The 25,404-nt window shown below is 72.0% G+C and carries 25 protein-coding genes and 3 tRNA genes; 15 read left to right on the forward strand and 13 right to left on the reverse strand.

From position 1 onward, the window contains the following. The 3 genes from SM757_RS31125 to SM757_RS31135 form a co-directional block, all read left to right on the forward strand. On the forward strand, positions 1–268 hold a 268-nt coding region (locus SM757_RS31125; protein WP_322468312.1), incomplete at its 5' end, for a general secretion pathway protein GspB. A gap of 463 nt (positions 269–731) precedes the next feature. Then, positions 732–1,610 (forward strand): molybdate ABC transporter substrate-binding protein, encoded by an 879-nt coding sequence (locus SM757_RS31130; protein ID WP_322468313.1) that lies wholly within the window; start codon positions 732–734, stop codon positions 1,608–1,610. Beyond that, the gene (locus SM757_RS31135; RefSeq protein WP_322468314.1) at positions 1,607–1,822 is read left to right on the forward strand and encodes a CopG family transcriptional regulator; all 216 of its coding nucleotides are present in this window, start codon (positions 1,607–1,609) and stop codon (positions 1,820–1,822) included. Before SM757_RS31130 ends, SM757_RS31135 begins: the two co-directional genes overlap by 4 nt. A gap of 36 nt (positions 1,823–1,858) precedes the next feature. On the opposite strand, the gene SM757_RS31140 is transcribed toward SM757_RS31135, so the two are convergent. The 3 genes from SM757_RS31140 to dinB all read right to left on the reverse strand — a co-directional run bounded on the left by SM757_RS31140 (position 1,859) and on the right by dinB (position 5,526). Next, complete coding sequence (locus tag SM757_RS31140; protein WP_322468315.1) at positions 1,859–2,284, reverse strand: DUF779 domain-containing protein; 426 nt, start codon at positions 2,282–2,284, stop codon at positions 1,859–1,861. Between the two features lie 134 nt (positions 2,285–2,418). Next, on the reverse strand, positions 2,419–3,939 hold the full coding sequence (gene adh, locus SM757_RS31145; protein WP_322468316.1) for an aldehyde dehydrogenase: 1,521 nt from the start codon (positions 3,937–3,939) through the stop codon (positions 2,419–2,421). A gap of 327 nt (positions 3,940–4,266) precedes the next feature. Continuing rightward, positions 4,267–5,526, reverse strand: a complete 1,260-nt coding sequence (gene dinB, locus SM757_RS31150) for a DNA polymerase IV (protein WP_322468317.1) — start codon at positions 5,524–5,526, stop codon at positions 4,267–4,269. A 177-nt stretch (positions 5,527–5,703) separates the two neighbouring features. Here dinB and SM757_RS31155 point away from each other — a divergent pair, with 177 nt between their 5' ends. Continuing rightward, on the forward strand, positions 5,704–5,970 hold the full coding sequence (locus SM757_RS31155; RefSeq protein WP_066342122.1) for a hypothetical protein: 267 nt from the start codon (positions 5,704–5,706) through the stop codon (positions 5,968–5,970). A gap of 64 nt (positions 5,971–6,034) precedes the next feature. Here the strand turns inward: SM757_RS31155 and SM757_RS31160 are convergent, their stop codons facing one another. Next, a complete protein-coding gene (locus SM757_RS31160; protein WP_322468318.1) occupies positions 6,035–8,794 on the reverse strand; it encodes a cation-translocating P-type ATPase in 2,760 nt (919 codons plus the stop codon). Positions 8,795–9,003: 209 nt separating this feature from the next. On the opposite strand from SM757_RS31160, the gene SM757_RS31165 reads away from it, so the two are divergent. Further along, on the forward strand, positions 9,004–9,882 hold the full coding sequence (locus tag SM757_RS31165) for a universal stress protein (RefSeq protein ID WP_322468319.1): 879 nt from the start codon (positions 9,004–9,006) through the stop codon (positions 9,880–9,882). 56 nt (positions 9,883–9,938) lie between these two features. On the opposite strand, the gene SM757_RS31170 is transcribed toward SM757_RS31165, so the two are convergent. Further along, complete coding sequence (locus SM757_RS31170) at positions 9,939–10,313, reverse strand: HPF/RaiA family ribosome-associated protein (RefSeq protein WP_084267948.1); 375 nt, start codon at positions 10,311–10,313, stop codon at positions 9,939–9,941. Positions 10,314–10,417: 104 nt separating this feature from the next. On the opposite strand from SM757_RS31170, the gene SM757_RS31175 reads away from it, so the two are divergent. Together SM757_RS31175 and SM757_RS31180 are read left to right on the forward strand one after the other, a co-directional pair. Further along, positions 10,418–12,163 carry an ATP-dependent DNA ligase gene (locus tag SM757_RS31175; RefSeq protein WP_322468320.1) on the forward strand — a complete coding sequence of 582 codons (1,746 nt, stop codon included), beginning with the start codon at positions 10,418–10,420 and terminating at the stop codon, positions 12,161–12,163. After that, positions 12,160–13,203, forward strand: coding sequence for a patatin-like phospholipase family protein (locus tag SM757_RS31180; RefSeq protein ID WP_066342126.1), 1,044 nt, complete (start codon positions 12,160–12,162; stop codon positions 13,201–13,203). Before SM757_RS31175 ends, SM757_RS31180 begins: the two co-directional genes overlap by 4 nt. Before the next feature lie 35 nt (positions 13,204–13,238). Here SM757_RS31180 and SM757_RS31185 read toward each other — a convergent pair whose 3' ends face one another. After that, on the reverse strand, positions 13,239–14,459 hold the full coding sequence (locus SM757_RS31185; protein ID WP_322468321.1) for a DUF3047 domain-containing protein: 1,221 nt from the start codon (positions 14,457–14,459) through the stop codon (positions 13,239–13,241). Between the two features lie 196 nt (positions 14,460–14,655). Here SM757_RS31185 and SM757_RS31190 point away from each other — a divergent pair, with 196 nt between their 5' ends. Next, entirely contained in the window at positions 14,656–14,991 is a 336-nt protein-coding gene (locus tag SM757_RS31190; protein WP_066342128.1) for a hypothetical protein, read from the forward strand. A 102-nt stretch (positions 14,992–15,093) separates the two neighbouring features. Here SM757_RS31190 and SM757_RS31195 read toward each other — a convergent pair whose 3' ends face one another. From SM757_RS31195 to SM757_RS31220, 6 genes are all read right to left on the reverse strand, one after another. Further along, complete coding sequence (locus SM757_RS31195) at positions 15,094–15,654, reverse strand: hypothetical protein (protein ID WP_322468322.1); 561 nt, start codon at positions 15,652–15,654, stop codon at positions 15,094–15,096. Between the two features lie 151 nt (positions 15,655–15,805). After that, entirely contained in the window at positions 15,806–16,255 is a 450-nt protein-coding gene (locus SM757_RS31200; RefSeq protein ID WP_066342130.1) for a CBS domain-containing protein, read from the reverse strand. Positions 16,256–16,319: 64 nt separating this feature from the next. Then, positions 16,320–17,708: an amidohydrolase family protein gene (locus SM757_RS31205; RefSeq protein WP_322468323.1), complete on the reverse strand. Its 1,389-nt coding sequence runs from the start codon at positions 17,706–17,708 to the stop codon at positions 16,320–16,322. Beyond that, entirely contained in the window at positions 17,705–18,502 is a 798-nt protein-coding gene (gene hutG, locus SM757_RS31210) for an N-formylglutamate deformylase (RefSeq protein ID WP_322468324.1), read from the reverse strand. The genes SM757_RS31205 and hutG overlap by 4 nt, the downstream gene beginning before the upstream one ends. After that, positions 18,499–19,569 (reverse strand): asparaginase, encoded by a 1,071-nt coding sequence (locus tag SM757_RS31215; protein WP_322468325.1) that lies wholly within the window; start codon positions 19,567–19,569, stop codon positions 18,499–18,501. The genes hutG and SM757_RS31215 overlap by 4 nt, the downstream gene beginning before the upstream one ends. A 76-nt stretch (positions 19,570–19,645) precedes the next feature. Further along, entirely contained in the window at positions 19,646–20,026 is a 381-nt protein-coding gene (locus SM757_RS31220; RefSeq protein WP_157119283.1) for a hypothetical protein, read from the reverse strand. 181 nt (positions 20,027–20,207) lie between these two features. Here SM757_RS31220 and SM757_RS31225 point away from each other — a divergent pair, with 181 nt between their 5' ends. From SM757_RS31225 to SM757_RS31245, 5 genes are all read left to right on the forward strand, one after another. Beyond that, entirely contained in the window at positions 20,208–21,269 is a 1,062-nt protein-coding gene (locus SM757_RS31225; RefSeq protein WP_322468326.1) for a cyanophycinase, read from the forward strand. Between the two features lie 232 nt (positions 21,270–21,501). Then, positions 21,502–21,577 (forward strand) — tRNA-Gly (locus SM757_RS31230). A gap of 62 nt (positions 21,578–21,639) precedes the next feature. After that, positions 21,640–21,715 (forward strand) — tRNA-Gly (locus SM757_RS31235). Positions 21,716–21,780: 65 nt separating this feature from the next. Then, positions 21,781–21,856, forward strand: a tRNA-Gly gene (locus SM757_RS31240). 162 nt (positions 21,857–22,018) lie between these two features. Further along, the gene (locus SM757_RS31245; protein ID WP_322468327.1) at positions 22,019–23,212 is read left to right on the forward strand and encodes an alpha/beta hydrolase; all 1,194 of its coding nucleotides are present in this window, start codon (positions 22,019–22,021) and stop codon (positions 23,210–23,212) included. Positions 23,213–23,322: 110 nt separating this feature from the next. Here SM757_RS31245 and SM757_RS31250 read toward each other — a convergent pair whose 3' ends face one another. Then, positions 23,323–23,814, reverse strand: a complete 492-nt coding sequence (locus tag SM757_RS31250; RefSeq protein WP_322468328.1) for an HU family DNA-binding protein — start codon at positions 23,812–23,814, stop codon at positions 23,323–23,325. Between the two features lie 252 nt (positions 23,815–24,066). On the opposite strand from SM757_RS31250, the gene SM757_RS31255 reads away from it, so the two are divergent. After that, entirely contained in the window at positions 24,067–24,306 is a 240-nt protein-coding gene (locus SM757_RS31255; RefSeq protein ID WP_322468329.1) for a hypothetical protein, read from the forward strand. Positions 24,307–24,426: 120 nt separating this feature from the next. After that, positions 24,427–25,404, forward strand: a 978-nt coding sequence (locus SM757_RS31260) for an IclR family transcriptional regulator (RefSeq protein ID WP_322468330.1), incomplete at its 3' end; no start/stop codon positions are given.

Below are 25,404 nucleotides of genomic sequence, written 5' to 3' on the forward strand. Positions count from 1 at the left end.
AGTGCCAGCCGCCCCGGCTGCAGCCCCCGCGCCCGCGGCTGCGGCCGTGCCCCTGGCCGAGCTGCCGCCGCAACTGCGCCAGGCGCTGCCGCCCTTGACCTTGGGCGGCGGTATTTATTCGGCCGAGCCCGCGAACCGGCTGCTGATCGTCAACGGACAAGTGCTGCGGGAAAAGGCACAAATTGCGCCGGATTTGTTCCTGGAATCGATTGGCCCGCGGGCGGCGGTATTCAGGTTCCGGCAGCAGCGGTTTGAGATGAAATATTGATGTGATGGGCAAGGGCCGTCCATCCCAATTGTTTTCTTATTGCGGTTGGGCAGACTTGTCGCGCGCGCTTGCGGCGCGCCGACCCTTTCGCGGGCCGTTGCCAACGATGGTGCCGCGGCAAAATTTATTTTCCTGAAGTCCGATCTGGGTTTATTCAGGAATTGCGCTTGCTGCTCCAGACGAATATCCGATGCCCTTCGGTATCCTTGCCCGCAGCTGGCGCATGTCAGCAATTCGGTTGCCCAAGCTTCGAAATACCACCCGCGATCTCGCGGCCCGTGGTGATGGCCTTGGACATGCAGCCGGCATGCCGGGAGGGCATCGTCCCCGGTACCTGGGGTGGCTTGGCGGCCGGTACTGCCCGTATCCGGGATGGCGTCAAGCAGCCAGTTATGCTCTGGCGCACATATCGCGTTCCGCGGACGGAATCGAAACAATGGCGTCAAATCTGTTCCACGTTCCCATGTCGATTTCCTCCGGTGCTCCAAGTGGGCACACCCCTCTGCAGGAAGTTGCGCGGACCGCGCTGCTGGCAGGCCTGTCCACCATCGTGGCCGGCGGCGCGGCGGCGCAGTCCGCTGCAGCCGCGCCTGAGGCCGTGCCGGCCGGCGTCACGGTGTATGCGGCCGGCAGCCTGCGCACGGCGCTGACCGAGGCGGCCCAAGCGTTCGAGCGCCAGTCGGGCACCCGCGTCGCTTTCAACTTCGGCCCCTCCGGGCTGCTCAAGGACAAGCTGCTGGCCGGCGAGCGCGCCGACGTGTTTGCCTCGGCCAACATGGAGCACCCGCAGGCGCTGGCCGCGGCCGGGCGCTCCGGCGCGGCGCGGCCCTTCGCCCGCAACGCGCTGTGCCTGTTGGGCGCGCCGTCCTTCAGCCTCAACGGGCAGGACGTGGCGCAGCGGCTGCTCGACCCGGCGCTGCGCGTGGGCACCTCCACGCCGGGCGCCGATCCGGCCGGCGACTACGCCTGGCGTTTCTTCGACAAGGTGGAGTCCAGCGGCGCCGCCGGCCCGGGCTCGGCGCAGCGGCTCAAGGACCGCGCGCTGCAACTGGCCGGTGGACCCGCGTCGCCCACGCCGCCGCCAGGCCGCAGCGTCTACGCCTGGCTGCTGGACGAGAAACAGGCTGACGTCTTCATCACCTACTGCACCAACGCCACGCTGGCCGTGCGCGAGAGCCGCGCGCTGCAGGTGCTGCCTCTGCCGCAGAAGCTGGAAGTGGCCGCCACCTACGGCCTGGCCGTGCTGCAAGGCGCCACGCCCGCGGCCGAAGCGTTCACGCGCTTCCTGCTCGGCGAGGGGGGCCAGTCGGTGCTGCGCTCCTGGGGGTTCGGACCGCCATGAATCGCACCCCTAGACGCACGACCCCTTGCGACGAGCCCGTGCGGCTGACGCTGAGGCTGCCGGCCGACACCGTGCGCCGGCTGCGCGAGGTGGCGCGCCAGCGCGGCCTGAGCGTCAACGGCCTGCTCGACGAGGCCGCCTCCCTGGCACTGCTGGAGTACGAGTTCATGTGCCGCATGGGCGAGACAGCGCAGCCCCCGGCGCACGACTAGCGCGGGCCCCGCCTGCAGGCGGTGGGGAAGGCCTGTTCACACCCGCCCGTGGGCCTGCAGCCACAGCCACTCGGCGTCGCTGTACAGCCGCGCGCGGGAAACGAAGTGCTCGCCCGTGCCGCCTTCCAGCGAGAACATGCCGCCGCGCCCGGGCTCGGCGTCCAGGATGAGCTGCGAGCCCATCCAGTACTCGAACAGCGCCTCGGCGATGTAGAAGGGCTCGCCGCCCACATGGCCCAAGAGCCGGTCGCCGTCGCCCACCAGCAGCTCGCCGCGCGCATAGCACATGGGCGCGCTGCCGTCGCAGCAGCCCCCCGACTGGTAGAACATCAGCGGCCCGTGCTGCGCGCGCACGCGCTCCAGCAGCGACAGCGCCGCCGCGGTGGCCAGCACCTGCGGCACGTCGGTGATGGCCGTGCCCTCGGCGGCGCCGGCGGCGGAAGAGGTGTCGGGTTCGGACATGAACAAGCTCCAGGACCGGACAGGCGCCGGACATCGTTGAAACGAAAAAGGCGGCGGATTGCGCCGCCGCCTTGCAAGGCTGTTTGAGCTGTCATCAACCTGGCGGGCGGGGCAGGGCCCCGCCGTGCCTGGGATCAGAAGAAGCCCAGCTTGTTCTCGCTGTAGGAGACCAGCAGGTTCTTGGTCTGCTGGTAGTGGTCCAGCATCATCTTGTGCGTCTCACGGCCGATGCCGGACTGCTTGTAGCCGCCGAAGGCCGCGTGGGCCGGGTAGGCGTGGTAGCAGTTGGTCCACACGCGGCCAGCCTGGATGCCACGGCCCATGCGGAAGGCCGTGTTCATGTTGCGGCTCCACACGCCGGCGCCCAGGCCGAAGTTGGTGTCGTTGGCGATGGCCAGGGCTTCTTCCTCGTCCTTGAAGGTCGTGACCGACAGCACGGGGCCGAAGATCTCTTCCTGGAAGATGCGCATCTTGTTGTGGCCCTTGAACACGGTCGGCTTGATGTAGAAGCCGCCTTCGAGGTCGCCACCCAGGCTGTTGCGCTCGCCGCCGATCAGGCACTCGGCGCCTTCGCCACGGCCGATGTCCATGTAGGACAGGATCTTCTTGAGCTGCTCGTCCGAGGCCTGGGCACCGATCATGGTGCTCTTGTCCAGCGGGTTGCCGGCCTTGATGGCGGCCACGCGCTTGATGGCGCGCTCGATGAACGCGTCATAGATGGACTCGTGCACCAGGGCGCGCGAGGGGCAGGTGCAGACCTCGCCCTGGTTCAGCGCGAACATGGCGAAGCCTTCGAGCGCCTTGTCGAAGAAGGCGTCGTCCTTGTCCATCACGTCGGCGAAGAAGATGTTGGGCGACTTGCCGCCCAGCTCCAGCGTCACCGGGATCAGGTTCTGGCTGGCGTACTGCATGATCAGGCGGCCGGTGCCCGTTTCGCCCGTGAACGCGATCTTGGAGATGCGCTTGGACGAGGCCAGCGGCTTGCCGGCTTCCACGCCGAAGCCGTTGACGACGTTGAGCACGCCCGGGGGCAGCAGGTCGCCGATGACTTCCATCAGCACCAGCACGGACACGGGGGTCTGCTCGGCGGGCTTCAGCACGATGCAGTTGCCGGCGGCCAGCGCGGGGGCCAGCTTCCACACGGCCATCAGCAGCGGGAAGTTCCAGGGAATGATCTGGCCGACGACGCCCAGGGGCTCGTGGAAGTGGTAGGCGAAGGTGTCGTGGTCGATCTCGCTGATCGAGCCTTCCTGCGAGCGCACGCAGCCGGCGAAGTAGCGGAAGTGGTCGATGGCCAGCGGCAGGTCGGCGGCCATGGTTTCACGGATGGGCTTGCCGTTGTCCCAGGTCTCGGCCGTGGCCAGCAGCTCCAGGTTCTGCTCCATGCGGTCGGCCATCTTCAGCAGCACGGCGGAGCGCTCGGCGGGCGAGGTGCGGCCCCAGGCGGCCTTGGCGGCGTGGGCGGCGTCCAGCGCGCGCTCGATGTCCTCTTCCGTGGAACGGGGGATCTCGCAGAACACCTTGCCGGTCACCGGGGTGATGTTCTCGAAGTACTGGCCCTTGGCCGGCTCAACCCACTGGCCGCCGATGAAGTTGCCGTAGCGCTTTTTGAAGTTGACGGGGAAACCGAATTTGCCGGGTTCGAGCATGTCCATGCGTGTCTCCTGTTGAGCGGTGATCTGTCTGCAAAAAGGCCCCTGCTGCATTTGCAGGCTATGGGGCGAATCGAAGCTGCACCGTCCTTATTGCCAGGACCGTGCCAGCACCCCCGGCCACCCCGGCGGGCCCGTTTGAAGCACACACCGGCGTCAAAAACCCAGGGTCAACACCAAGTCAGGCACCCCGGTGACGCCGGCACTGTGACGTCAGGACTGCTCCATGTCCCAGGCCGCCACAAGGCCTGACGTCAATGTGGATTTGCACGGGCGTGCATATGCAACAACCTTGAGCTGTCTGCACGTGCCGCGTGCTTGACGCCCTGCTCAGGCCGGTGAATCGAACAGCGGCAGCTCGGATTGCGCGGCAAGCGGGGCGGCAGGCGCCGCCGCCGTGTCGGGCGCCGCCTTGCGGGTAGCGGCGCGCACGGCCGGCGCCGCGGCGTTGGGCCGCGCCAGCGACCCGGCGCGTATGCCCAGCAGCCGTATGCGGCGGGAGAGGTCCACGCGCTTGAGGCACAGGCCCGCGGCGCGGCGGATGGCGGCGGCGTCGCCCGTGGGCGCGGGCAGTGTCAGGTCGCGGGTGACGGTCTTGAAGTCCTCGAAGCGCAGCTTGATGCCTAGGGTGCGGCTCACGTAGCCCTTGCGCTGCAGGTCCGCCGCCACCTGCTGCGCCAGCCGCGTGAAGACCTCGGAGAGCTGCGCCTTGTCGCGCACGGCGTGCAGGTCGCGCTCGAAAGTGGTCTCGCGGCTGATGGACACGGGTTCGCTGTGCGTGACCACGGGCCGCTCGTCCAGCCCGTGCGAGGCGTCGAACAGCCACTGCCCGTAGCTGCGGCCAAAGCGTTCGATGAGCCACGGCGCCTCGCACTGCGCCAGCTCGCCGATGGTGCGTAGGCCCAGCGCCTGCAGCTTGGCGCCGGCCTTGGGCCCAATGCCGTTGATGCGCCGCACCGGCAGTGGCCAGATCCTTGTGGGCAGCTCGGCCATGGTCAGCACCGTCAGCCCGTCGGGCTTGTCCAGCTCCGAGGCGATCTTGGACAGCAATTTGTTGGGCGTGACGCCCATGGAGCAGGTCAGCCCCGTGGCGGCGCGCACGTTGTTGCGGATTTCCTGCGCCAGGGCGCGCACGCTGGAGAGCGGGTCATGGCCCACGCGCTCGCGCAGGGCGGGCAGCTCGGTGAGGTCGATGTAGATCTCGTCGATGCCGCGGTCCTCGATGACGGGCGCGATCTCGGCCACGGCGGCCTTGAAGCGGCGCGACATGTCGCGGTAGGCGTCGAAGTCCGCGGGCAGCAGCACGGCGTCAGGCGCGAGTTGAGCCGCCTTCATCAAGCCCATGGCCGAGTGCACGCCGTAGGCGCGCGCGGCGTAGGTGGCGGTGGTGACCACGCCGCGCCCGGCGTAGTCGCGCAGCTTGGCGAAGCGCCGCGTGCCGTCGGCCAGCGTTTGCGGCTGGTGTGCCCGCCGCCCGCCCACCACCACCGGCAGCCCGCGCAGCTCCGGATAGCGCAGCAGCTCGACGGACGCATAAAAGGCGTCCATGTCGAGGTGGGCGATCCAGCGCGGGGCGGCGGGGCTGTGCATGCGTACAGCATAGCGGGTGGGGTGTGTGGCCCGCCGCGCGCGGCGGAGTCGCCGCCGCGGCGCCGCGTCACGAAAAGCCCCTGCGCCACGGGCTACCATTCCGGGTTTTCCAGGATCGCCCAAAGGGCTCCGGGTGAACGCCTGCGACCGACCTACGTCCCCAAGAGGGCTTGCTGCATGACCACTCCCGGCCTGATACGCCTAGCCCCGGGCCAGCGCCAACTGATCTTCAACACCGACGGCACCAACGCGCGCTGGTACCGCGTGTTCAACCGCGGCCCCTCGCCCATGGGCGTGATCTACGCCAACAACCCCGGCACCGCCGCCTCGCTGTCGCAAACCATCGAAGCGGGCCGCTCCATGGACTTCCTGGCCTACCGGCTGGAAGTGCGCCACCTCACCGGCAACACCATGGTGGACGGGCTGTACGAGGCGCTGCCCTGACCCCGCGCGGCCGCGCCCACCCACGCCGCACCGCACGCCGCACCGGCGACTCTTCCGGTCAGGCTCACGACGCCTTCAAGCCCTGATCCGCGCTCAACCCGCCTGAGCGGCGGGCCCGCCCCAGGCGCCGCCGCGCCAGCGCCTTGCGCGCCTCCTCCACCCACAGCACCACGCTGGCGGCCAGCGGCAGCGGCCAGAGCTCGTCCCAGCCCAGCGGCACGGTGTGGAACAGCGCGTTCAGCGGCCCCCACCACAGCACGGCCGCCTGCAGCGCCACGCTCAGCAGCAGGCCGCCCAACAGCCAGCGGTTGCGCAGCAGCGAGCGGTTCAGGGCCGAGCGCGTGGCGGACTGGCAATTGAGCACGTTGAACCACTGCGTCATGGCCAGCAGCGTGAAGGTCTGCGTCTGCACCACGTCGGCCGGCGCGCCCAGGTGCGTGCGCCACGCGAACCAGCCGAAGGTGATGGCCGAGCTCACCGGCACCAGCAGCGCCAGCCGCCACAGTTGCGCCGCGCCCAGCAGCGGCTCCAGGCGGGGGCGGGGCGGATGGCGCATCTCGTCGCCCTCGGCCGGCTCCATCACCAGGTTGATGGTCACCGTGCCCTCGGTGACGAGGTTGATCCACAGGATCTGCACCGCCGCCAGCGGCAGCGGGTAGCCCGCCAGCAGCGCCAGCAGCAGCACCACCACCTCGTCCAGCGAGGTGGCGAACAGGTAGACCAGCAGCTTGCCGAGATTGGCCCGCACCACGCGGCCCTGCTCGACGGCCGCCACCAGGGTGGCGAAGTTGTCGTCGGTGAGCACCACGCGCGCGGCGCTCTTGGCCACCTCGGTGCCGGCGATGCCCATGGCCACGCCCACGTCGGCGCGCGCCAGCGCCGGCGCGTCGTTGACGCCGTCGCCCGTCATGGCCACCACCTCGCCGTGCGACTGCAGCGCCTCGACGATGCGCAGCTTCTGCGCCGGCTGCACCCGCGCGCACACGGCCAGGCGCGGCAGCAGCGCCTGGAGCTCGGCGTCCGACAGCCGCTGCAGCTCCGCGCCGTCCAGCGCCAGGTCGCCGTCGCGGGCGATGCCCAGCTCGCGCGCGATGGCCAGCCCGGTGAGCTTGTGGTCGCCCGTGAGCATGAGGGTGCGGATGCCCGCCTCGCGGCACTCGGCCACGGCTTGCCGCGCCTCCTCGCGCGGCGGGTCGATCTGGCCGATGAGCCCAAGCAGCCGCGCCTGGCCCGCCAGCCCCGCGAAGGCCGCTTCGGCGCCGCCGCGGGCCGCGGCCTGCACGGCGCCGTCCGCCGCCGCGCCGCGCACCTCGGCGATGGCCAGCACGCGCAGCGCGCGCTGGGCCATCCCCTCGGCCGCCGCGCGCGCGGCCTGCACCGCCCCGGCATCGCCGCACAGCCGCAGCAGCGCCTCCGGCGCGCCTTTCAACTGCAGCAGCGCGCCCGCGGCGTCGTGGTGCAGCGTGGCCATGAGCTTGGTGTCGGCGTCGAAGGGGATTTCGCCCGCGCGCGGCAGTTGGGCGCGCTCCTCGGTGGCGTCCAGCGAGGCCTTGGCGGCCAGCACCAGCAGCGCGCCCTCGGTGGGGTCGCCCAGCACGGTCCAGGCGCCGTCCCCGGCGTCCGGCGGCAGCAGTTGGGCGTCGTTGCACAGCACGGCGGCGCGCAGCAGCGGCCACAGGGCTGCAGCCGGCAGGGGGGCACCCTCGGCGCGCAGCTCACCCGTGGGCGCGTAACCGGCGCCGGTGACGGTGGCGGCGGTGCCGTCCGCCAGCCACAGGGCGCAGGCCGTCATCTCGTTGCGGGTCAGCGTCCCGGTCTTGTCGGTACAAATCACGCTCGTGGCGCCCAGCGTCTCCACGGCGGAGAGGCGGCGTATGAGCGCCCCGCGTCCGGCCATGCGCTGCATGCCCACCGCCAGCGCGATGGTCATGGCCACGGGCAGCCCCTCGGGCACCAGCGACACCATCTGGCTCACCGCCACCATGAGCAGCTCCACGGCCGCCATGCCGCGCGACAGGCCCAGCGCCATCACCCCCACGAACAGCACCATCCCGGCGACCACCAGCCGGCGGCCGAACTGTGCGATGCGCTGCTCCAGCGGCGTGGGCGGCTCGCGCGTGCCCTCGGTCAGCCGCGCGATGGCGCCGATCTGCGTGCGCGCGCCCGTGGCCACCACCACCGCCAGGGCCCGCCCGGCGGTGAGCTGGGTGCCGGCCCACAGCATGTTCTGGCGGTCGGCCAGCGCGGTGTCCGCGGGCAGCGCGGCAGGCGCCTTCATCACCGGCACCGACTCGCCGGTGAGCGCCGCCTCGGCCGCCTGCACTTGCGCGGCCTGGAGCAGCCGCGCGTCCGCCGTGACGGCATCGCCCGCGGCCAGCAGCAGCACGTCGCCGGACACCAACTCGCGCGCGGGGACCAGCGTTTCCACGCCGCCGCGCAGCACCCGTGCCTGCAGCACGGCCAGGCGGCGCAGCGCGGCCATGGAGCGCTCGGCGCGGCCCTCCTGCGCCAGGCCTATGAGGGCGTTGACCAGCACCACGGCCAGGATCACGCCCGCGTCGCTGACATGCCCCATGGCCAGCGACAGCGCCGCCGCGCCGGCCAGCAGCGCGATCAGCGGGCTGGCGAACTGGTGCAGCAGTTGCCGCCACCAGGGTGTGGGCGGCGCCTGCGGCAGCTCGTTGGCACCGTCGCGTTGCAGCCGCCGGGCGGCTTGCGCGGCGTCCAGGCCGCGGGCGGCGTCGCCGTGCAGGCAGCGCAGCGCCTCGTCGGCAGGCAGGGCGTGCCAGGGCACGGGGGCGGGCGTGTCGTGGACTTCGGGCATCACTGCGCGCACGTTCCTCATCGTTGAGCCGGGTCATTCTCCCCGGGCCATCTGAGCACGCGCGCCCGGGTGAAGGCCTGATGCGGCGCAAGCACCGCGGCGGCGGCCCGCGCCGGACTTACGATGCCTGGGCGCCCGCGGCGGCGGAGCGGCAGCGCCGCCGGGTGCCGACCGTTTGTCTTCACCCGTCGCCGCCAAGGAGTCACCGCATGAGCGACTTGCGCAGGATCGTGGTGCACGTCAGCGACAGTCCGCACGCCCGCGAGGTGGCGCTGTGGGCTGCCGCACTGGCCGGGGAGCACGGGGCCGGGCTGGAGGCCGTGCATGCCGTGGAGGCCACGCCCGCGGCGGCCTACCTGACGCCGGAGGCCACCACCATCGCCACCCAGCTCAGCATGGACAGCGACCGCGGCCGCATGGAGCAGGCCCGGCTGCTGGCCGACGAGATCGCGGCCGAGCGCGGGCGGCCGCTGCCGTTCGAGAGCGTGCTGGGCGACCCGCTGCCCACGCTGCTGCGCCACGTGCGCTGCGCCGACCTGCTGGTGCTGGGCCAACACGACCCCGAGACGCCGGACGGCACCGAGCCCGGCCTGGCCGGGCGGCTGCTGATGGCCGCGGGCTGCCCGCTGCTGTTCGTCCCGCACACCGACGGCCACGGCGGCCAGCGCCCGCGCGCCGTGCGCCGGGTGCTGCTGGCCTGGAACGGCAGCCGCGAAAGCGCCCGCGCCCTGCGCGACGCGCTGCCGCTGCTGCGCCGCGCCACGAGCGTGGACCTGGTGCGCTACGTGCGCGGCGACGACGAGGTGCCCTCGCTGGAGCCGCTCAAGGCCTATCTGGCCGCGCACGGCGTGCACGCCGCGTGCAGCCTGCAGCGCAGCCGCGAGCCGTCCATCGCCGAGCGGCTGCTCTCACCGTGGACGCCGGACGCCCCGGTGGCCGAGGCGCTGCTGTCGCGCGCGGCGGACGTGGACGCCGACCTCATCGTCATAGGCGGCTACGGCCACGCCCGCGCCTGGGAAATGGCCCTGGGCGGCGTCACCCGCACGTTGCTGCAGTCCATGACGGTGCCGGTGCTGATGTCGCATTGAGGCGGCGCCGCACCGGCCCGCCGGCCTGTCGGCGGGCCGGTTCCAGGGCAGCGGCTTCAGAGCCCTTCGGTCAAGCCTTCCACGCCGTCGCGGCGTATGGTCTCGCGCGCCGTCTTGGTCTTGTCCAGCGACTTGCCCAGGCTGCTGTCTAGCACGCGCAGCAGCTTGTCGATGGCGCCGTCGATGGCGGTGCGCATGTCGCCGCTCTGGTGGCTGGCGGTGAGCTGGCCCTGGCCGGCCACGCGCGCCTCCAGCAGGCAGCGCTTGTCGTCGTCGGCCAGCTTGTCGGCATTGACGTCGCTCAGGTGCACTTCCACGCGCGTGATGTGGTCGGCATAGCGGTCAAGCTCGCCTTCGAGCATCAGCGCGATCTCGCGCTCCATGTCCTCGCGGCCGGTCACGTGGTCGTCGTGGTTGACTTGAACTTGCATGCTTTTCCTTTGCTGGGGTTGCGGCCCTCAAAAGGCCGTATGTCCAGGACAGTGGCAAGCGGCGTGCGCCCAAGGCCTCAAGCGGGGCGCGGCATGATCGCCCCATGCGCCTGTTTGCCCAGCTCTACGCCGAGCTCGACGCCCGCACCGCCACGCTGGAGAAGGTGGCGGCCCTGCGGCGCTACCTGGCCGCCGCGCCGCCGGCCGACGCGGCCTGGGCCGTGTACTTCCTGGCCGGCGGCAAGCCGCGCCAGAGCGTGCCCGGGGCGCTGCTGCGCGCCACCGCCTGCACCTTGGCCGGCATCCCCGACTGGCTGTTCGAGGAGAGCTACCAGGCCGTGGGCGACCTGGCCGAAACCATCGCCCTGGTGCTGCCGCCGCCGGCCAGCCTCGGCGGCGAGGACATCGGCCTGGCCGAGTGGATGGAGGCGCGGCTGCTGCCCCTGCGCGGCCGCAGCCCGCAGGACCAAGCGCAGTGCTTGGCGCAGTGGTGGGGCGGCCTGGAGACGGCCGGGCGCTTCCTGCTGTGCAAGCTCATCAGCGGCTCCTTCCGCGTGGGCGTGAGCAAGCTGCTGGTGCAGCGCGCGCTGGCCGAGCACGCCGGGCTGGACCCCAAGCTCATGGCCCAGCGCATGATGGGCTTTACCGATGCCCGCCAGCCGCCCAGCGCCGTGCGCTTCCTGGCGCTGCTGGCGCCCGACGACGGCGCCATCGCGCCGGCCGACAGCGGCCAGCCCTATCCCTTCTTTCTCGCCCATGCGCTGGAAGCGCCTGCCCACAGCTTGGGCGTGCCCGCGGACTGGATCGTCGAATGGAAATACGACGGCATCCGCGCCCAAGTGGTGCGGCGCGCGGGGCAGTGCTGGATCTGGTCGCGCGGCGAGGAGCTCGTCACCGAACGCTTCCCGGAAGTCGTGGCCCTGGCGCAGTCGTTGCCGGACGGCACGGTGGTGGACGGCGAAATCCTGGCCTGGCAGGACGGCCGCCCCGCGCCTTTCGCGCTGCTGCAGCAGCGCCTGAACCGCAAGACGCTGCCGCGCAAGCTGCTGCAGGAGGCGCCCGTCACGCTGCTGGCCTACGACCTGCTGGAGGACGGCGGGCGCGACCTGCGCGGCCAGCCGCTGCTGCTGCGCCGCGAGCGGCTGGAGGCCCTGGCCGCCGGCACCGGGCTGCCGCTGTCGCCGCTGCTGGAGGAGGCCACCTGGGACGCGCTGGCCGCGCAGCGCGCCGCCAGCCGCGAGCGCGGCGTCGAGGGGCTGATGCTCAAGCAGCGCCAGGCGCCCTACGGCGCCGGGCGCACCAAGTCCGAAGGCCTGTGGTGGAAGTGGAAGATCGAGCCCCTGACCGTGGACGGCGTGCTGGTCTATGCCCAGCGCGGCCACGGCCGGAGAGCCAGCGTCTACACCGACTACACCTTCGCCGTCTGGAGCCGCTCGCCGCGCGACGCGGCCGAGGCGCAAGCGGTGGCCGACGCCATCGCGCGCCGCGCGCCGGCCGGCGACTTGCAGCTCGTCCCCTTCACCAAGGCGTACTCCGGGCTCACGGATGCCGAGTTCGCCGAGGTGGACCGCGTCATACGCGCCAGCACGGTCGAGAAGTTCGGCCCCGTGCGCAGCGTGCGGCCGGCGCTGGTGTTCGAGCTGGGCTTCGAGGGCATCGCCCGCAGCCCGCGGCACAAGAGCGGCATCGCGCTGCGCTTCCCCCGCATGCTGCGGCTGCGCACCGACAAGCCGCTGCACGAGGCCGACACGCTGCAGGCACTGCAGGCGCTCCTGAACGCCCACGGCAGCGCCAGCGCGGCGGCGGACGACACATCCAACAACGACACCCAGGAGGACGCTTCCGCATGAGCGATGTGCAACCCTTTGCGCTGGACTTGGCGCTGCAAGGCGGCGGCTCGCACGGCGCTTTCACGTGGGGCGTGCTGGACGCGCTGCTGGAGGACGGCACGCTGCGCTTTGCCGGCATCTCCGGCACCAGCGCCGGCGCGCTCAATGCCGCGGTGCTGGCCACGGGCCTCTTGCGCGGCGGCAACGAGGGCGCGCGCCAGGCGCTGCGCGCGTTCTGGGAGGACGTCTCGCGCGCCGGGCGCTGCTTCGGCGCGCTGCAGCCCCCGGCGCTGCCGGGCTGGACGCAGCCCGCGCCCGCGCCGCTGTGGGGGTGGTCGCCCTCGGACTGGTTCGCCACGTGGGCGCGCAGCTTCAGCCCCTACCAGCTCAACCCCTTGGGCCTGAACCCGCTGCGCGACCTGGTGGCGCGGCACGTGGACGTGGCGGCGCTGCAGTGCGTGGCTCCGGCGCCCACGCTGTTCGTCATCGCCACCTCGGTGCACACCGGGCAGCCGCGCGTGTTCAGCGGCAAGACGCTGACGCTGGACGCGCTCATGGCCTCCACCTGCCTGCCGCACCTGTTCCGCGCCGTGGAGATCGACGGCGAGCCCTACTGGGACGGCGGCTACGTGGGCAACCCGTCGCTGTGGCCGCTGATCTACGAGACGCCGGAAGCGGACCTGCTGCTGGTCAAGATCAATCCGCTGCGGCGGCCGGCCACGCCGCAGACGGCGCTGGCCATTGCGGACCGGGTCAGCGAGATCGGCTTCAACTCGGCGCTGGTGGGCGAGATGCGCGCCATCGCCTTCGTGCAGCGGCTGCTGGCCGAGGAGCGCATAGAGCGCGGGCGCTACAAGGACTTGCGGCTGCACATGATTGCCGACGAGGGCGAGCTCGCGCACCTGGAGGCGGCCACCAAGCTGGACACGAGCGCGGCCTTCCTGCAGTCGCTGTTCCGCATGGGCCACCAGGCGGCGCGGCGCTGGCTGACCCGGCACCGCGCCGACCTGGGCGTGCGCGCCACGCTGGACATCGAGGCCACGTTCCTGGCGCCGCGCTAGGGGGGGCCTTGCGCGGCGGTGCGAGGCGCCGGCGCTCAATCCACGTGCAGCCGCCGCTGGCCATCGACCAGCGCGATGCCGGCGAAGCGGGCGCGGCCCTCGTGCTTCTGGAACACGCTGTTGGCGATCAGCCAGACCCGCGTCACGCGCGCCGGCAGCGGGCCGCCCACGGCGTGGCGGTAGGCCTCGAGCAGGTCCACCTCCTCGGCCTGCCACTGGCCCAGGCCGGCCGTGCCGCTGCGCGTGACCAGGTGCGTTTCGCGCTGCTGCCAAGCCGGCAGCGGGCAGGCGAAGGCATGGCCCTGCGGCAGGCCCTGGCTCCAGACGAAGCTCAGGTCGCGGCCGTTGTCGAACTCCACGGCCACGCTGAGGTAGTCGTGGGTGGGCACGCTGTCCTCCGGGAGCGCCGAGGGCAGCGCGTCCACGCGCCAGCGCCACTGCAGCCGCGTGCCGGGACGCAGCGCGAAGGGCGCGTCCTTCTGCAGGATGCCCACGTCGCCGTGCGTGTGCACCGCGATGGCGCCGCCCTCCGGGTCGCCGGCCTCGGGGCGGGCGCGGGAGAAGATCTCGGCGCGGCCCAAAGGCCAGAAGTACTGCCAGCCCGCGGGCGGCGGCACGGTGCCTTCGGCCAGGCGGCGCAGCTCGCCTTGCGCCCAGGGGGCCAGCGGCGCGTGCCGGGCCAGCGCCTGCAGCTGCGCGGCGACGTCGGTGCCTGGCTTCCAGGCGAGCACGGCCACGCTGACGCCGCCGCCCGCATCCGGGTTCACCGCCGGCGGCTCGCCCGCGTAGGCGCCATGCGGGTCGGTCCACGACAGGGCGGGAAGGAGCTTCAGGCGCAGGTTGCCCGCGTCCGCGGCGACGAAGCCGTGGGTATCGCGGGTGCCGTTGAAGATCTCGCCCTGCGGGCCCACCTGGGCCCAGACCGCCAGGGCCGGCGACAGCGACAGCCGCGCCGCGCGCGACCACCACACCTGCCCGCGCATCAGCAGCGTCACCGGCTGGCCGGGAGACAGGGCCAGGCCGGTGTCCAGCCAGGGCCCCACGTCGCCGCTGAGATGCAGCACCTTCAGCCCCGCCAGGCTGGAGGCCACGGCGGGCGTCACGGCCTGCCGCACCGCCTGCTCGAAGCGGTCATGGTCCGGTTCGGCCTCGGGGGTGGCGGCATGGCCGCTGAGCGCTCCGGCCAGCAGCAGGGCGGCGGTGGCGGCACGCAGAAGGCGCAGGCGCGAGCGCGGGGCGGGAGACAAGGGCAGCATGGTGGCTTGCGGGCTGTGGTGGGAGCCGCGCAGTCTGGGCCGCGCCCGCGGGCGGCTCCAGAGCAGGCCGCCTGCGGCGGGGCGGGAAGATTGCCTGCGGCCACGGCCGCCCATCGGTCGGCAAGGACTCCCTTGCGCCGAGGTCAGCAGGCGCTCTTTGCTACCCTCGCGCCCCTGTTCAAGAAGGAGTCGAAGAATGAAGGACCTGCCCGCGCGCGAGAAGATCGACATCGTCGAGAAGGTGGCCCAGTACCTGGTGCTGGCCGGTGCGCTGGACAAGAGCTCCCCGCTGGAAGACTACGAGCGGGCCAACGAACTGTCGCTGGAGCTGGCCATGCTGCTGCCGGCGCCGCTGTACCGCAGCGTGGCGGAGGCCGGCACGCATCCCACCGAGGGCCTGAACCCCGCCACCGTGGCGCTGATGGTGCGCCAGACGCTGTTCACGACGGAAGGCGAGGAGCAGCCCGTGATGCTGGCCGTGCACGTGCCGGGCCTGTCCGACAAGACGCCGCGCAGCAAGGCGCATCACTGAAGCGAATGGGGCAACGCCCGGCAGCAGCGGCCGGGCGGCAACGACGTGGAGGCCGCGACAGCGGCCTTTTTTATGGCGCGCGGGCCGTCAAGCGCCGCCGCTTCAGCCGGCAATGTCGTGCCCGGGCCGCGTCGGGTCGTTGTCGGCCCTGTCGTGCAGCCGCTCCCAGGCGTCGCGCGCGGCGTGGCGGGCGTGGTCCCAGGGCAGGGCGGAGCCGGAGGCGGCGCGCTCGGCCTCCCAGCCGTGGCCCAGCTCCGACTCCACCGTGTCGTCCCAGCGGCGCGGGCCGCTCTGGCGGCCGTACATGGCCTCGCCGTAGGCGTAGGCGGGGCCCCAGTCCTCGAAGCGCGCGCCCTCGCCGGCGTAGGGGCGGCTGCCGTAGAGGCGGCTCCAGTGCTCGGTGCCGCTGCTCTTGTGCCAGGAGCTTTCCGCCGAGCCGCCGGCCAGCGCCCCGGCGATGGTGCCCAGCACCGCGCCGGCCAGGCTGCCCACGGGGCCGGCGGCCATGCCCGCGGCGGCCCCAGCGGCGGCGCCGCCCGCGGCACCCAGGCCGGCGCCCAAGGGGTTGGTGGCCGCCTTGGCGGCCAAAGAGTCCATGGGGTCCTGGGGGTCGAGCTCGTCGCGGCGGGCGTCGGCGTCGGAAAGCGGGCGGGAGCTGGTCATGGCGGCGGGCGTGTCGGGGTCGTCTTGATGGCGCCATTGCAGCGCCGGCGGGGCTCCAGGCCCATAGTCCGCCGCCGTGCGGACTTGTAGGACGGCGCCGGGCCCGGGAAGGCCTTCGTCTGAGCGCGGCGCCGCCCGCGCGCAGCCAGCCTCAGGCCGGCGTCACCGGATGGCCGGCGATGTAGTGCTCCAGTTGCTCGATGAGGAACTGCTGGTCGGAAATGATGTGCTTGACCAGGTCGCCGATGGAGATCATGCCCAGCAGCTTGCCGCCCTCCATCACGGGCAGGTGGCGCAGCCGGTTCTGCGTCATCAGCGCCATGCACTCCTCGGCGGTCTGCCTGGGATTCACGAACATCACGTTGGGCGACATCACCAGGTTCACCCCCGTGCTCTTGGAGGCGCGCTCCTGCAGCACGATCTTGCGGGCGTAGTCGCGCTCCGAAAAGATGCCGACGACGGCGTCGCCTTCCATCACCAGGACGGCGCCGATGTTCTTCTGGCACATCAGCTTGATGGCCTCGTACACCGTGGCGTGCGGCTGCACCGCAATCACTTCCTGGTTGGGCTTGGACTTCAGGATCTCGAGGGCAGTGGTCATCGGCTCTCTCCTTGCACTTGAAGACAGGGGCATGGGGCTGCCCCAGCTCCTTTGTAACCGCTTTTCAAAGGCTCCAGAGGCTGCGCATGGCCCGCTCGAAGCGCCCGGCGATGCCGGCGCTGTGCGCGTGCACGTGGTTGCGCACCACGAAGCGCCCGCCCACCACCGCGTCGCGCCAGGGCCGGCCTGGGCTGCAGAACACCACGGCGTCGAGCAACTGCGGCGCGGGCGTGCCCAGCAGGCTGGCGTCCGAGGTGTCCACCACCAGCAGATCGGCCCGCGCGCCCTCGACCAGGCCCCAGTGCTTCATGCCCGCGGCCGCGGCGCCGCCTTGCTGCGCCATGGTCCACAGCCGCCCGGCGCCGGAGGTGCTGGGCGTGTTGGGCCGCGACTGGCCCTGGCGCTGCTGGCGCAGCAGCCGCTGGCCGTAGTCCAGCCAGCGCAGCTCCTCGCGCCAGGTGCGCGTGACCTGGCTGTCCGAGCCCACGGCCACGGGCACGCCGGCCTCTATCCAGCGCGCCAGGTCGGCCAGGCCGTCGCCCAAGTTGGCCTCGCTGCTTGGGCACAGCACCAGGCTGGCGCCGGCCTGGCCCACGGCGCGCACTTCCTCGTCGCTGACGTGGGTGGCGTGCACCAGCGTCCAGTGCGGGCTCAGCAACCCCTGCTGCGCCAGCCACTGCACGGGGCTGGCGCCGGTGGCCTCGCGCCAGGCCCGCACGTAGGCCTGGTGCTCGGCGATCTGGATGTGCAGCCGCAAGTCCGGCCCGGCCTCGCGCGCCAGTTGCGCCAGCGACTGCGGCGTCACCGCCGAGAGCGCGTGCACGCCCAGGCCCACGCACAGCATGGGGCGCTTGCATTCCTGCAGCGCCTGCACTTCCTGCAGCAGCCGCTCCAGGCCGCGGCCGAAGCGGCGCTGGCCTTCGCCCAAGGGCTCGCCGCTGCTGCCTGCGCGCTCGCGCAGCACGGGCAGCAGCGTCAGGCCCACGCCGGCCTCCTGCGCCGCGTCGGCCAGCGCCCAGGCCATGCGCTGCGCGTCGTCGGGGAGAGGGCTGCCGTCGGCCTGGTCGTGCAGGTCGTGGAATTCGCACACGTGCGTGTAGCCGCCGTGCAGCAGCTCCACATACAGGTGCGCGGCCACGGCCTGCAGCAGCTCCGGCGTGAGGCGGCCGGCCACGTGGTCGCGCATGGCGCCCCAGGAGTGCAGCCCGGCACCGGGCGCATCGAAGCGCTCGGCCAAGCCGGCAAAGGCGCGGTGGAAGGCGTGGCTGTGCGCGTCCACCAGCCCGGGCAGCACCGCCCCGCCCAGCGCCAGCGTGCCCGGCGGGGGCAGCCCGGCATTGGGCCGCACCTCGCACCAGTGGCCGGTGGCGTCGCTGCGCAGCAGCACCTGCTCGGCCCAGCCGCCGGGCAGCCAGGCGCGGGGCGCCCACAAGTTGAGCGGCTCAAGGTTCACGAGGGTCTCCATTCGGTGAGCAGCCGCAGCATGCGCCGCAGCAGGGGTTCGATGCGCGCCACGCGCGCGCCGTCGAGCTGGTAGGGGGCGGTCTCGGCCATGTAGCAGCGCCAGCACATCTCCAGTTGCACGGCGTGCTGGCCTTGATCGGGCCGGCCGTAGTGGCGCGTGATGTAGCCGCCCTTGAAGCGGCCGTCGATGACGTGGCTGAACTCGTCCTGGCCTTGCAGCAGCTCGCCCAGGGCCTGGCGCAGCGAGGGCGCGCAGCTCGCGCCGTCGGCCGTGCCCAGGTTGAGTGCGGGCAGCTCGCCCGCGAACAGCCAGGGCAGCGCGGACTTGATGCTGTGCCCGTCGAACAGCACGGCGTGGCCGTGCTCGCCCCGCAGCCGCTGCAGCTCCTGGCGCAGCGCGTCGTGGTAGGGCTGCCAGTAGCGCGCGCAACGGTCCTGCACCTCGGCCGCGTCCGGCGCCTGGCCCTCGCGGTACAGCGGCTCGCCGGTGAAGAAGTTCACCGGGCACAGCCCCGTGGTGTTGACGCCGCTGTACATGGGCGTGTCCTCGCGCGGGCGGTTGAGGTCCACCACGTAGCGGCTCAAGCGCGCGGCCAGCACCGTGGCGCCGAGCTCGCGCGCGAAGGCGTAGAGCGGCTCCAGGTGCCAGTCGGTGTCCTCCACCTCCAGCGCGCGCGGCATCAGGCGCGGCTGCAGATCGGCCGGTATCGCCGTGCCCACGTGGGGCAGGCTCAGCAGCAGCGGCGTGCGGCCGCGGTGCAATGAAAAGACGGGGTCGTTCATCCCGCAAACCTTCCCATGTTGCGGCCGGCGGCGCGGGCCGCGGCCTTGAACGTGTCCGCAGCACGCAGCGCGCCCACGTCCAGCCCCTTCCAATTGACGAGCGGGCGCGGGCTCCAGGCCGCCACGGCGGCGGCCTGTGGCGCGTCCAGCTCCAGCAGCGCCTGCACCAGCGCGGCCAGGGCCACCTCGGCGGCGCGCGCGGCGCCGTCGTCCATCTTGAGTGCCAGGCCCAGGCCCAGCTCCGGCAGCGCGGCGCAGTACATGCCCTCGGCGCCGACCTTGCAGCACAGCCGCTCGCCCAGCGCCTGCATCAGCAGCGTGTCGGCCCGCTCGCTGCCCGCGACCAGGAAGGGGTGTTTCGCGATGGCCTGGCGCAGCCGCCGCGCCGCGCCGGCCATGCCGGGCGGCAGCCCAACGCCGCTGCCGGCGCGGGCGAAGGCCAGCGCGAGCTGGCGCAGCGGAATGGCGTGCGCGGGGATGGAGCAGCCGTCGGTGCCGCAGGGCGCGCGGGCCAGGTCCCAGCCGGTGGCCGCCTGCAGCGCGTGCTCGATCTCGCGCATGAGCGGGTGTTCGCGCCGCACGTAGCCGGCGACGAAGCCGCGCGCGTCGCGATCGCCTGCCAGGTGCGCTCCCAGGCAGAGGAAGCCGGCGTGCTTGCCGGAGCAGTTGTTGTGCAGCGGGCAGGGCAGGCGGCCGGCGGCGGCCAGGGCGCGCGCGGCGGGCTCGAAGTAGGGCCAGTGCGCGCCGCATTCCAGCGCCGTGTCGTCCAGCCCGGCGCGGCGCAGCATGGCGGCAGCCGTTGCGGCGTGCACCTCCTCGCCGCCGTGCGAGGCGCAGGCCAGGGCCAGGGCGGCATCGTCCAGGCCCAGCGCGTCGGCCGCGCCGCTGGCCACCAGCGGCAGCGCCTGCAGCAGCTTGACGGCCGAGCGCGGGAAGACGGGCGTGTAGATGTCGCCCACGGACCACAGCACGCTGCTGTCGGCGTCCAGCACCGCGCAACTGCCGCGGTGGCGCGACTCGACCACGCCGCCGCGCCAGGCCTGTACCAGGACGGGATTGGAATTCATGCGCCTCCCAGCTTGCCGGTCGCTGCAGCCACTGTAGCCATGCCGGCCGGCGCCAGCGCCGCGGCGAGCTGGGTCCTCAAGCCGCGGGGCGGCCGGCGCCGTCGCCGTCGCGGTGCAGCCCCAACTGGTGGCAGAGGTCGCGGATGTCCTGGCGCGCCTCTTCCAGGCCCGGGCGCAGCACGCGGCGCGCGTCGCCGTCGCGCGTGTCCGAAAGCTCGCAGGCCTGCTCGGCCAGCATTTCCAGCTCGCGCAGCGCCGAGGCCACGCCCTCGTCGCGGCTGCGCAGGTGCGCCGCGCGTGCCTGCTGCGATTGCTCGCTGAGCTGCTGCAGGCATTGCCGCAGGTCCGGCGCCACGCCGCGCACCACGGCGCTGGCTTGGGCGGCCTGCACAAGCTCGTTTTCTATCTTGGAGAGGCGGCGGTAAATCTCGGTGTGCGCATCCGTAGGCATAGGCATAGCGAGAGTCGGTTGAGGGAACCACGATACGGGCAAAGCACATGCCCATGAATGCGGGTGAGGGTGCGCATTGACGCTGTTGGCGGGCGCCGGGAGCATCGCCCGCGCCCGCGGGTGGCTCACGCCGCGATGCCGGGCATTTCAGAGTTGCCGCCAACCCATCGCAAGGGAGAAACCCATCATGGACAACTGGACCGCGCCGGCACGGCGCCTGGGCCTGCGCGCACTGCTGCTGCTGTGCCTGCTGCCGGCCCTGCTGGGCAGCGCGCTGGCGGCCAACACCGTCACGCGCAAGGGCAAGGGCTGGGAGTACTACCTCACCGGCAGTGCCGCGGACCGCGTGCTGCCTGCACCGCGGCGCGCGGGCGCGGCGCTCATGGGCGGCGAGGCCGACGTGGACGGCGCCTTTCGCTGGCTGGTGCAGCGCGCCGGCGGCGGCGACTTCGTGGTCATTCGCGCCAGCGGCGACGACGGCTACCAGTCCTACGTCTTCGACACCATAGGCGGCGTGGACTCGGTGGAGACGCTGGTGGTGGCCACGCGCGACGCGGCCAACGATCCCTTCGTCGTGGACCGCGTCTTGCGCGCGGAAGTGCTGTTCATCGCCGGCGGCGACCAGAGCGACTACGTCAAGCTCTGGAGCGGCACCGCGCTGCACGACGCCATCAAGGCGCTGCAGCGGCGCAACGTGCCCGTGGGCGGCATCAGCGCCGGGCTGGCCGTGATGGGCGCCCTGGACTTCGCCGCGCTCAACGGCACGCTGGCAAGCTCTGATGCGCTCTCCGACCCCTACAACAAGCGCGTGAGCCTGGACAGCGGCTTCCTGACCGTTTCGGGGCTGGAGGCCGACATCACCGACTCGCACTTCGCCGCGCGCGACCGCATGGGACGCATGCTCGCCTTCCTGGCGCGCAGCATCCAGGACCAGCGCGTGAGCGGCTTCGACGCCATCCGCGGCGTGGGCGTGGATGCGGGCGTGGCCGTGCTGCTGGACGGTCTGCAGGCCACGTTGCTCACGCAACCAGGCTACGAGGGGCGCGGCGCCTACTTCCTGCGCCCGCTCATGGCGCCCACGGTGTGCGCGCCCAAGCAGCCGCTGACCTTTCGCAACGTGCAGGTGGACAAGATCACGGCAAGCGGAAACTTCAATCTCTCGACCTGGAGCGGCCTCTCCGCGCGCTACCAGGTGAACGCCGAAGCGGGCGTGCTGACCTCGGAACAAGCCGGCGGCGCCGTGTACTGAAGAAGCCCGTGCCGCAGGGGCCGGGCGCACGCGCGGCGCAACGGATCTGCACTTTTTATGACCCAGGCTCGGAACGGCCAAAAAACTGTTCTACAATGCGCCCCACGCCAACGACGCAGCGATGCTTCAAAGGCTCACCCAGTGAGCCAGCGAGACCAACACATCGCCGCGTCGGCTGTCAGCAAACTAATGCTGGCGGACAAAGCGGTTGCAGTGATGCACCGAATCCCCTGCGGGAATAGCTCAGTTGGTAGAGCGCAACCTTGCCAAGGTTGAGGTCGCGAGTTCGAGTCTCGTTTCCCGCTCCATTTTGTCCGCTGTCGTTGGGTTGTTTTCAGCCACCACGGTCGCTGCGATGCGCTGGATCCCTGCGGGAATAGCTCAGTTGGTAGAGCGCAACCTTGCCAAGGTTGAGGTCGCGAGTTCGAGTCTCGTTTCCCGCTCCATCCATGCATCGCCGTGTCGTCGTTCGCAGCCTGTCGAAGGGTTGCGGTGACGTGCCGAATTCCCCGCGGGAATAGCTCAGTTGGTAGAGCGCAACCTTGCCAAGGTTGAGGTCGCGAGTTCGAGTCTCGTTTCCCGCTCCAAATGCTTGTGCGAAAGCCGGTTTCCCCGAGGGGATGCCGGCTTTTTGCATTGGGTCTGTGGCCTTGGGGCGCTGTGGCCGGGCCTGGGGGCCGGCACCGTTTTCCAGGTACATCGCTTGCCCGTGGCCGCGCACATCCACCCCGGATTCTTTTGGAGTTGCCATGTTGCGCGTGCATCCCTACACCCCGCGGTCCGGCCTGCCCAGGCCGTGGGCGCTTGCCGCCGCCCTGGGGTTGGGCGCGGCGCTGTCATGGCAAGGCGCCATGGCGGCCGACAAGCTCGATGCCCGCACCGGCACGCGCTACAAGGCCGACAAGGACATGGCCGCCGTGCTGGACACGCTGGCGGCCATGAGCCCCAAGCCCATAGAGACGCTGACGGTGGAGGAGGCGCGCAAGCAGCCCACGCCGGCCGATGCGGTGAAGGCGCTGCTCAAGTCGCAGGACAAGGAGAGCGACCCGGCCAGGATCACCCCCGACGTCACCGCCACCGACCGCACCATTCCCGGCGCCGCCGGCCCGCTGCCCGCGCGCGTGTACACGCCCAAGGAGGGCGGCTCCTGGCCCGTGATCGTCTACTTCCACGGAGGCGGCTGGGTGTTGGGCAGCAAGGAAAGCTACGACGCCGCGCCGCGTGCGCTTTCCGGCCTGGTCAAGGCCGTGGTGGTGTCGGTGGACTACCGGCTGGCGCCTGAGCACAAGTTCCCGGCGCAGCACGACGACGCGCTGGCCGTCTACCACTGGGTGGCCGAGCGCGCCGCAGACCTGCAGGGCGATCCCAAGCGGCTGGCGCTGGCCGGCGAGAGCGCCGGCGCCAACCTCGCGCTGTCCACCGCCATCTCCGCGCGGCAGGCCGGCATGACGCCGCCGCAGCACGTGCTGGCCGTCTATCCGATGGTGCAGTTGACCGACCTGGACACGCCCTCGTACCGCGACAGCGCGCAGGCCAAGCCGCTGAACAAGGCCATGATGGGCTGGTTCGCCGACAAGGTGTTCTCCTCTCCCGGCCAGAAGCAGGACCCGCGCGTGGACCTGCTGCGCGCCGACCTGAGCCTGCTGCCCACGGTCACGCTCATACGCGCGCAGATCGACCCGCTGCGCAGCGACGGCGAGCTGCTGGAGCGCGCGCTCAAGAAGGCCCACGTGTCCTTCAAGTCCCAGACCTTTGCGGGCGTGACGCACGAGTTCTTCGGCATGGCGCCGGCGGTGGGCAACGCCAAGTCGGCGCAGCACCTGGCGGCCAAGGAACTGCGCCAGGGCTTCGAGCGCTCGCTGCGCGTGTCCGACAAGCGGCCCACCGAGGCCAAGGTCGAGGACAACAAGGCCGCCGAGGCGGCGGCCGGCAAGGGCAAGTGACGCCCTGATCGCCGAGGCGCCAACGAAAAAGCCCCGCGGTGCGGGGCTTTTTCTCGTGTGGGCTTGCGGCGGGCGGTGCCGCCGCAATGCCTGCAGGCCTTTCAGGTGCTTCAGGCCTTCTTGGCGGCAGCTTTCTTCGCAGCGGCCTTCTTGGCCGGGGCCGGCGCGGCGGCCACGGCGGCCTTCTTGGCGGGGGCGGCGGCCTTCTTGGCCGGAGCCGGGGCCGGCGCAGCGGCCGCTTTCTTGGCGGAGGCCTTCTTCGCCGGCGCGGCGGCGGGCTTGGCGGCCTGCTTGGCGGCGGCCTTCTCGGCGCGGGCCTTGGCGAACTTCGGATCGACCAGGCCGGCCAGCGCCGTCGAGGGCGTGAACTTCACCAGCTTGCGCGCGGCGATCTTGATCTTGTCGCCCGTGCTGGGGTTGCGGCCCACGCGCGCGGCGCGCTGGCCGAGCTTGAAGCTGCCGAAGCCGGAGATCGCGACGGGCTTGCCTTTCTTGAGCTCGGTGCACAGGGCGTCGATCACCGTGTCCAGCATGCGGGTGGCGGCAGCCTTGGAGAGTTCGTGCTTTTCAGCCAGCAGGGCAGCAAGATCGTTGCGGTTCATGCGTGTTCAACGTGTTGAAAAGCTGTCATTGTGACATTGCGCCCGCACCGGCCCTGCCGGACGCCGCCGCCGGTTGTGCGGGCAACCACGTGCCGCTTGTCGTGCGGCCTGGTTCGAGCCTCGGGGGCTGCGCGGCTGCAGCCGCCGCTGCTGGCGTGTTTTTCGATGGGGCGGCCTAAAAAGCCCTGCCGGCGCGGCGCAGGCGCGCCGATTGCAGCTCGTCTGCGCTCCAAGCTTGCGCGAGGTGGTGCCATGAGCCCTGATCCTGCTGCCCAACCCCCGGTTCCCGCCGACGCGGCCAATAAGGCCCATGAGGCCGATGCTGCCCATCCGGCCGATGCGCATGTCCCTGCGCCGGTGGACTGGTCCGAGGAGTCCACGGCCGGCGAGGAGGACCCCGGCGCCAGCCTGGACCTGGCGCTGGAGCCGCCCGCGCAGCCGGTGCCCGGCGGCGAACCGCCCGCGGGCGGCCCGCCGGCGTCCAGGCCTTGAGCGCTTGGGGCGACGGCTGCGCGGCCGTCGCCGCGCAGCGTGCATGTGGACATTGCGCTGCGCGAAGGGCTCCTGCGCCTTTAGGATGCGCGGCTTCGCCGTTCCAAGGGAGTTTTTCGAATGGGTTCGTCCAGCCACGAGGGCACTGCGGCCCTGGACAAAGCGCTGGATGTGCTGGAGGCCATAGGTCAGGCCCCGCAGGGCCTGAGCCAGGCCGAGCTGTCGGCGCGGCTGCAATTGCCGCGCACCACGCTGTACCGGCTGCTGGCCGCGCTGGTGGCGCGCGACCTGGTGCGCCGCGATCCGCAGCGCCGCGTCTATGCGCTGGGCCTGCGCTGCTTCGAGTACGCGCGCGCCGCCTACGCCATGCCGGACCTGGTGGCCGCGGCCGGGCTGGAGCTGCGCGCGCTGCGCGACCTCACCGGCGAGACCTCCTACCTGTGCGTGCTCGACGGCATGCAGACGCTGCTGCTGGAGCGCTGCGACGGCGCGCACAGCCAGCGCTCGGCCTCGGCGCTTGGGCAGAGGAAGCCGCTGCACTGCACCAGCCAGGGCAAGGCGATGCTGGCGGCGCTGCCCGGGCCGCAGCGCGACGTGCTGGTCAGGGAGCTCACGCTCAGTGCCCACACCGCCAACACCATCACCGACCGGCGCCGGCTGCAGGCCGAGCTCAAGCTCACGGCCGCGCGCGGTTGGGCGCTGGACGACGAGGAAATCGTTGCCGGCGTGCGCTGCGTGGGCGCACCCATCGTGGACGGCGAAGGCCGGCTGCGCGGCGCCATCAGCGTGGCCGGGCCGGCCTTTCGCCTCACCCGCGAGCGGCTGGAGCTGCTGGGCCCGGAGCTGGTGCAGGCCGCGCGCCGCGTGGGCGCGCAGCTGCAGGCCACGCGCGCCGCGCCCGCGCCGGGCCAGGCCGAGCCGGTGGAGGGCGAGCGCGCCTTTTGCGGGCGCTTTCCGCGCTGGTCGGCGCGGCGCCAGGAGCTGCTGTGGGCCGACACGCTGGCCCCGGCCGTGCATGCCTGCGCGGGCGCGGGGGGCGGTGCGGACCGGGTGCTGGCCGATGCCGATGCACCCATAGAAGCGCTGCTGCTGCATGGC

Origin of the sequence: Azohydromonas lata (assembly GCF_034427735.1) — a bacterium.
GTDB classification, from domain to species: domain Bacteria; phylum Pseudomonadota; class Gammaproteobacteria; order Burkholderiales; family Burkholderiaceae_C; genus Azohydromonas; species Azohydromonas lata.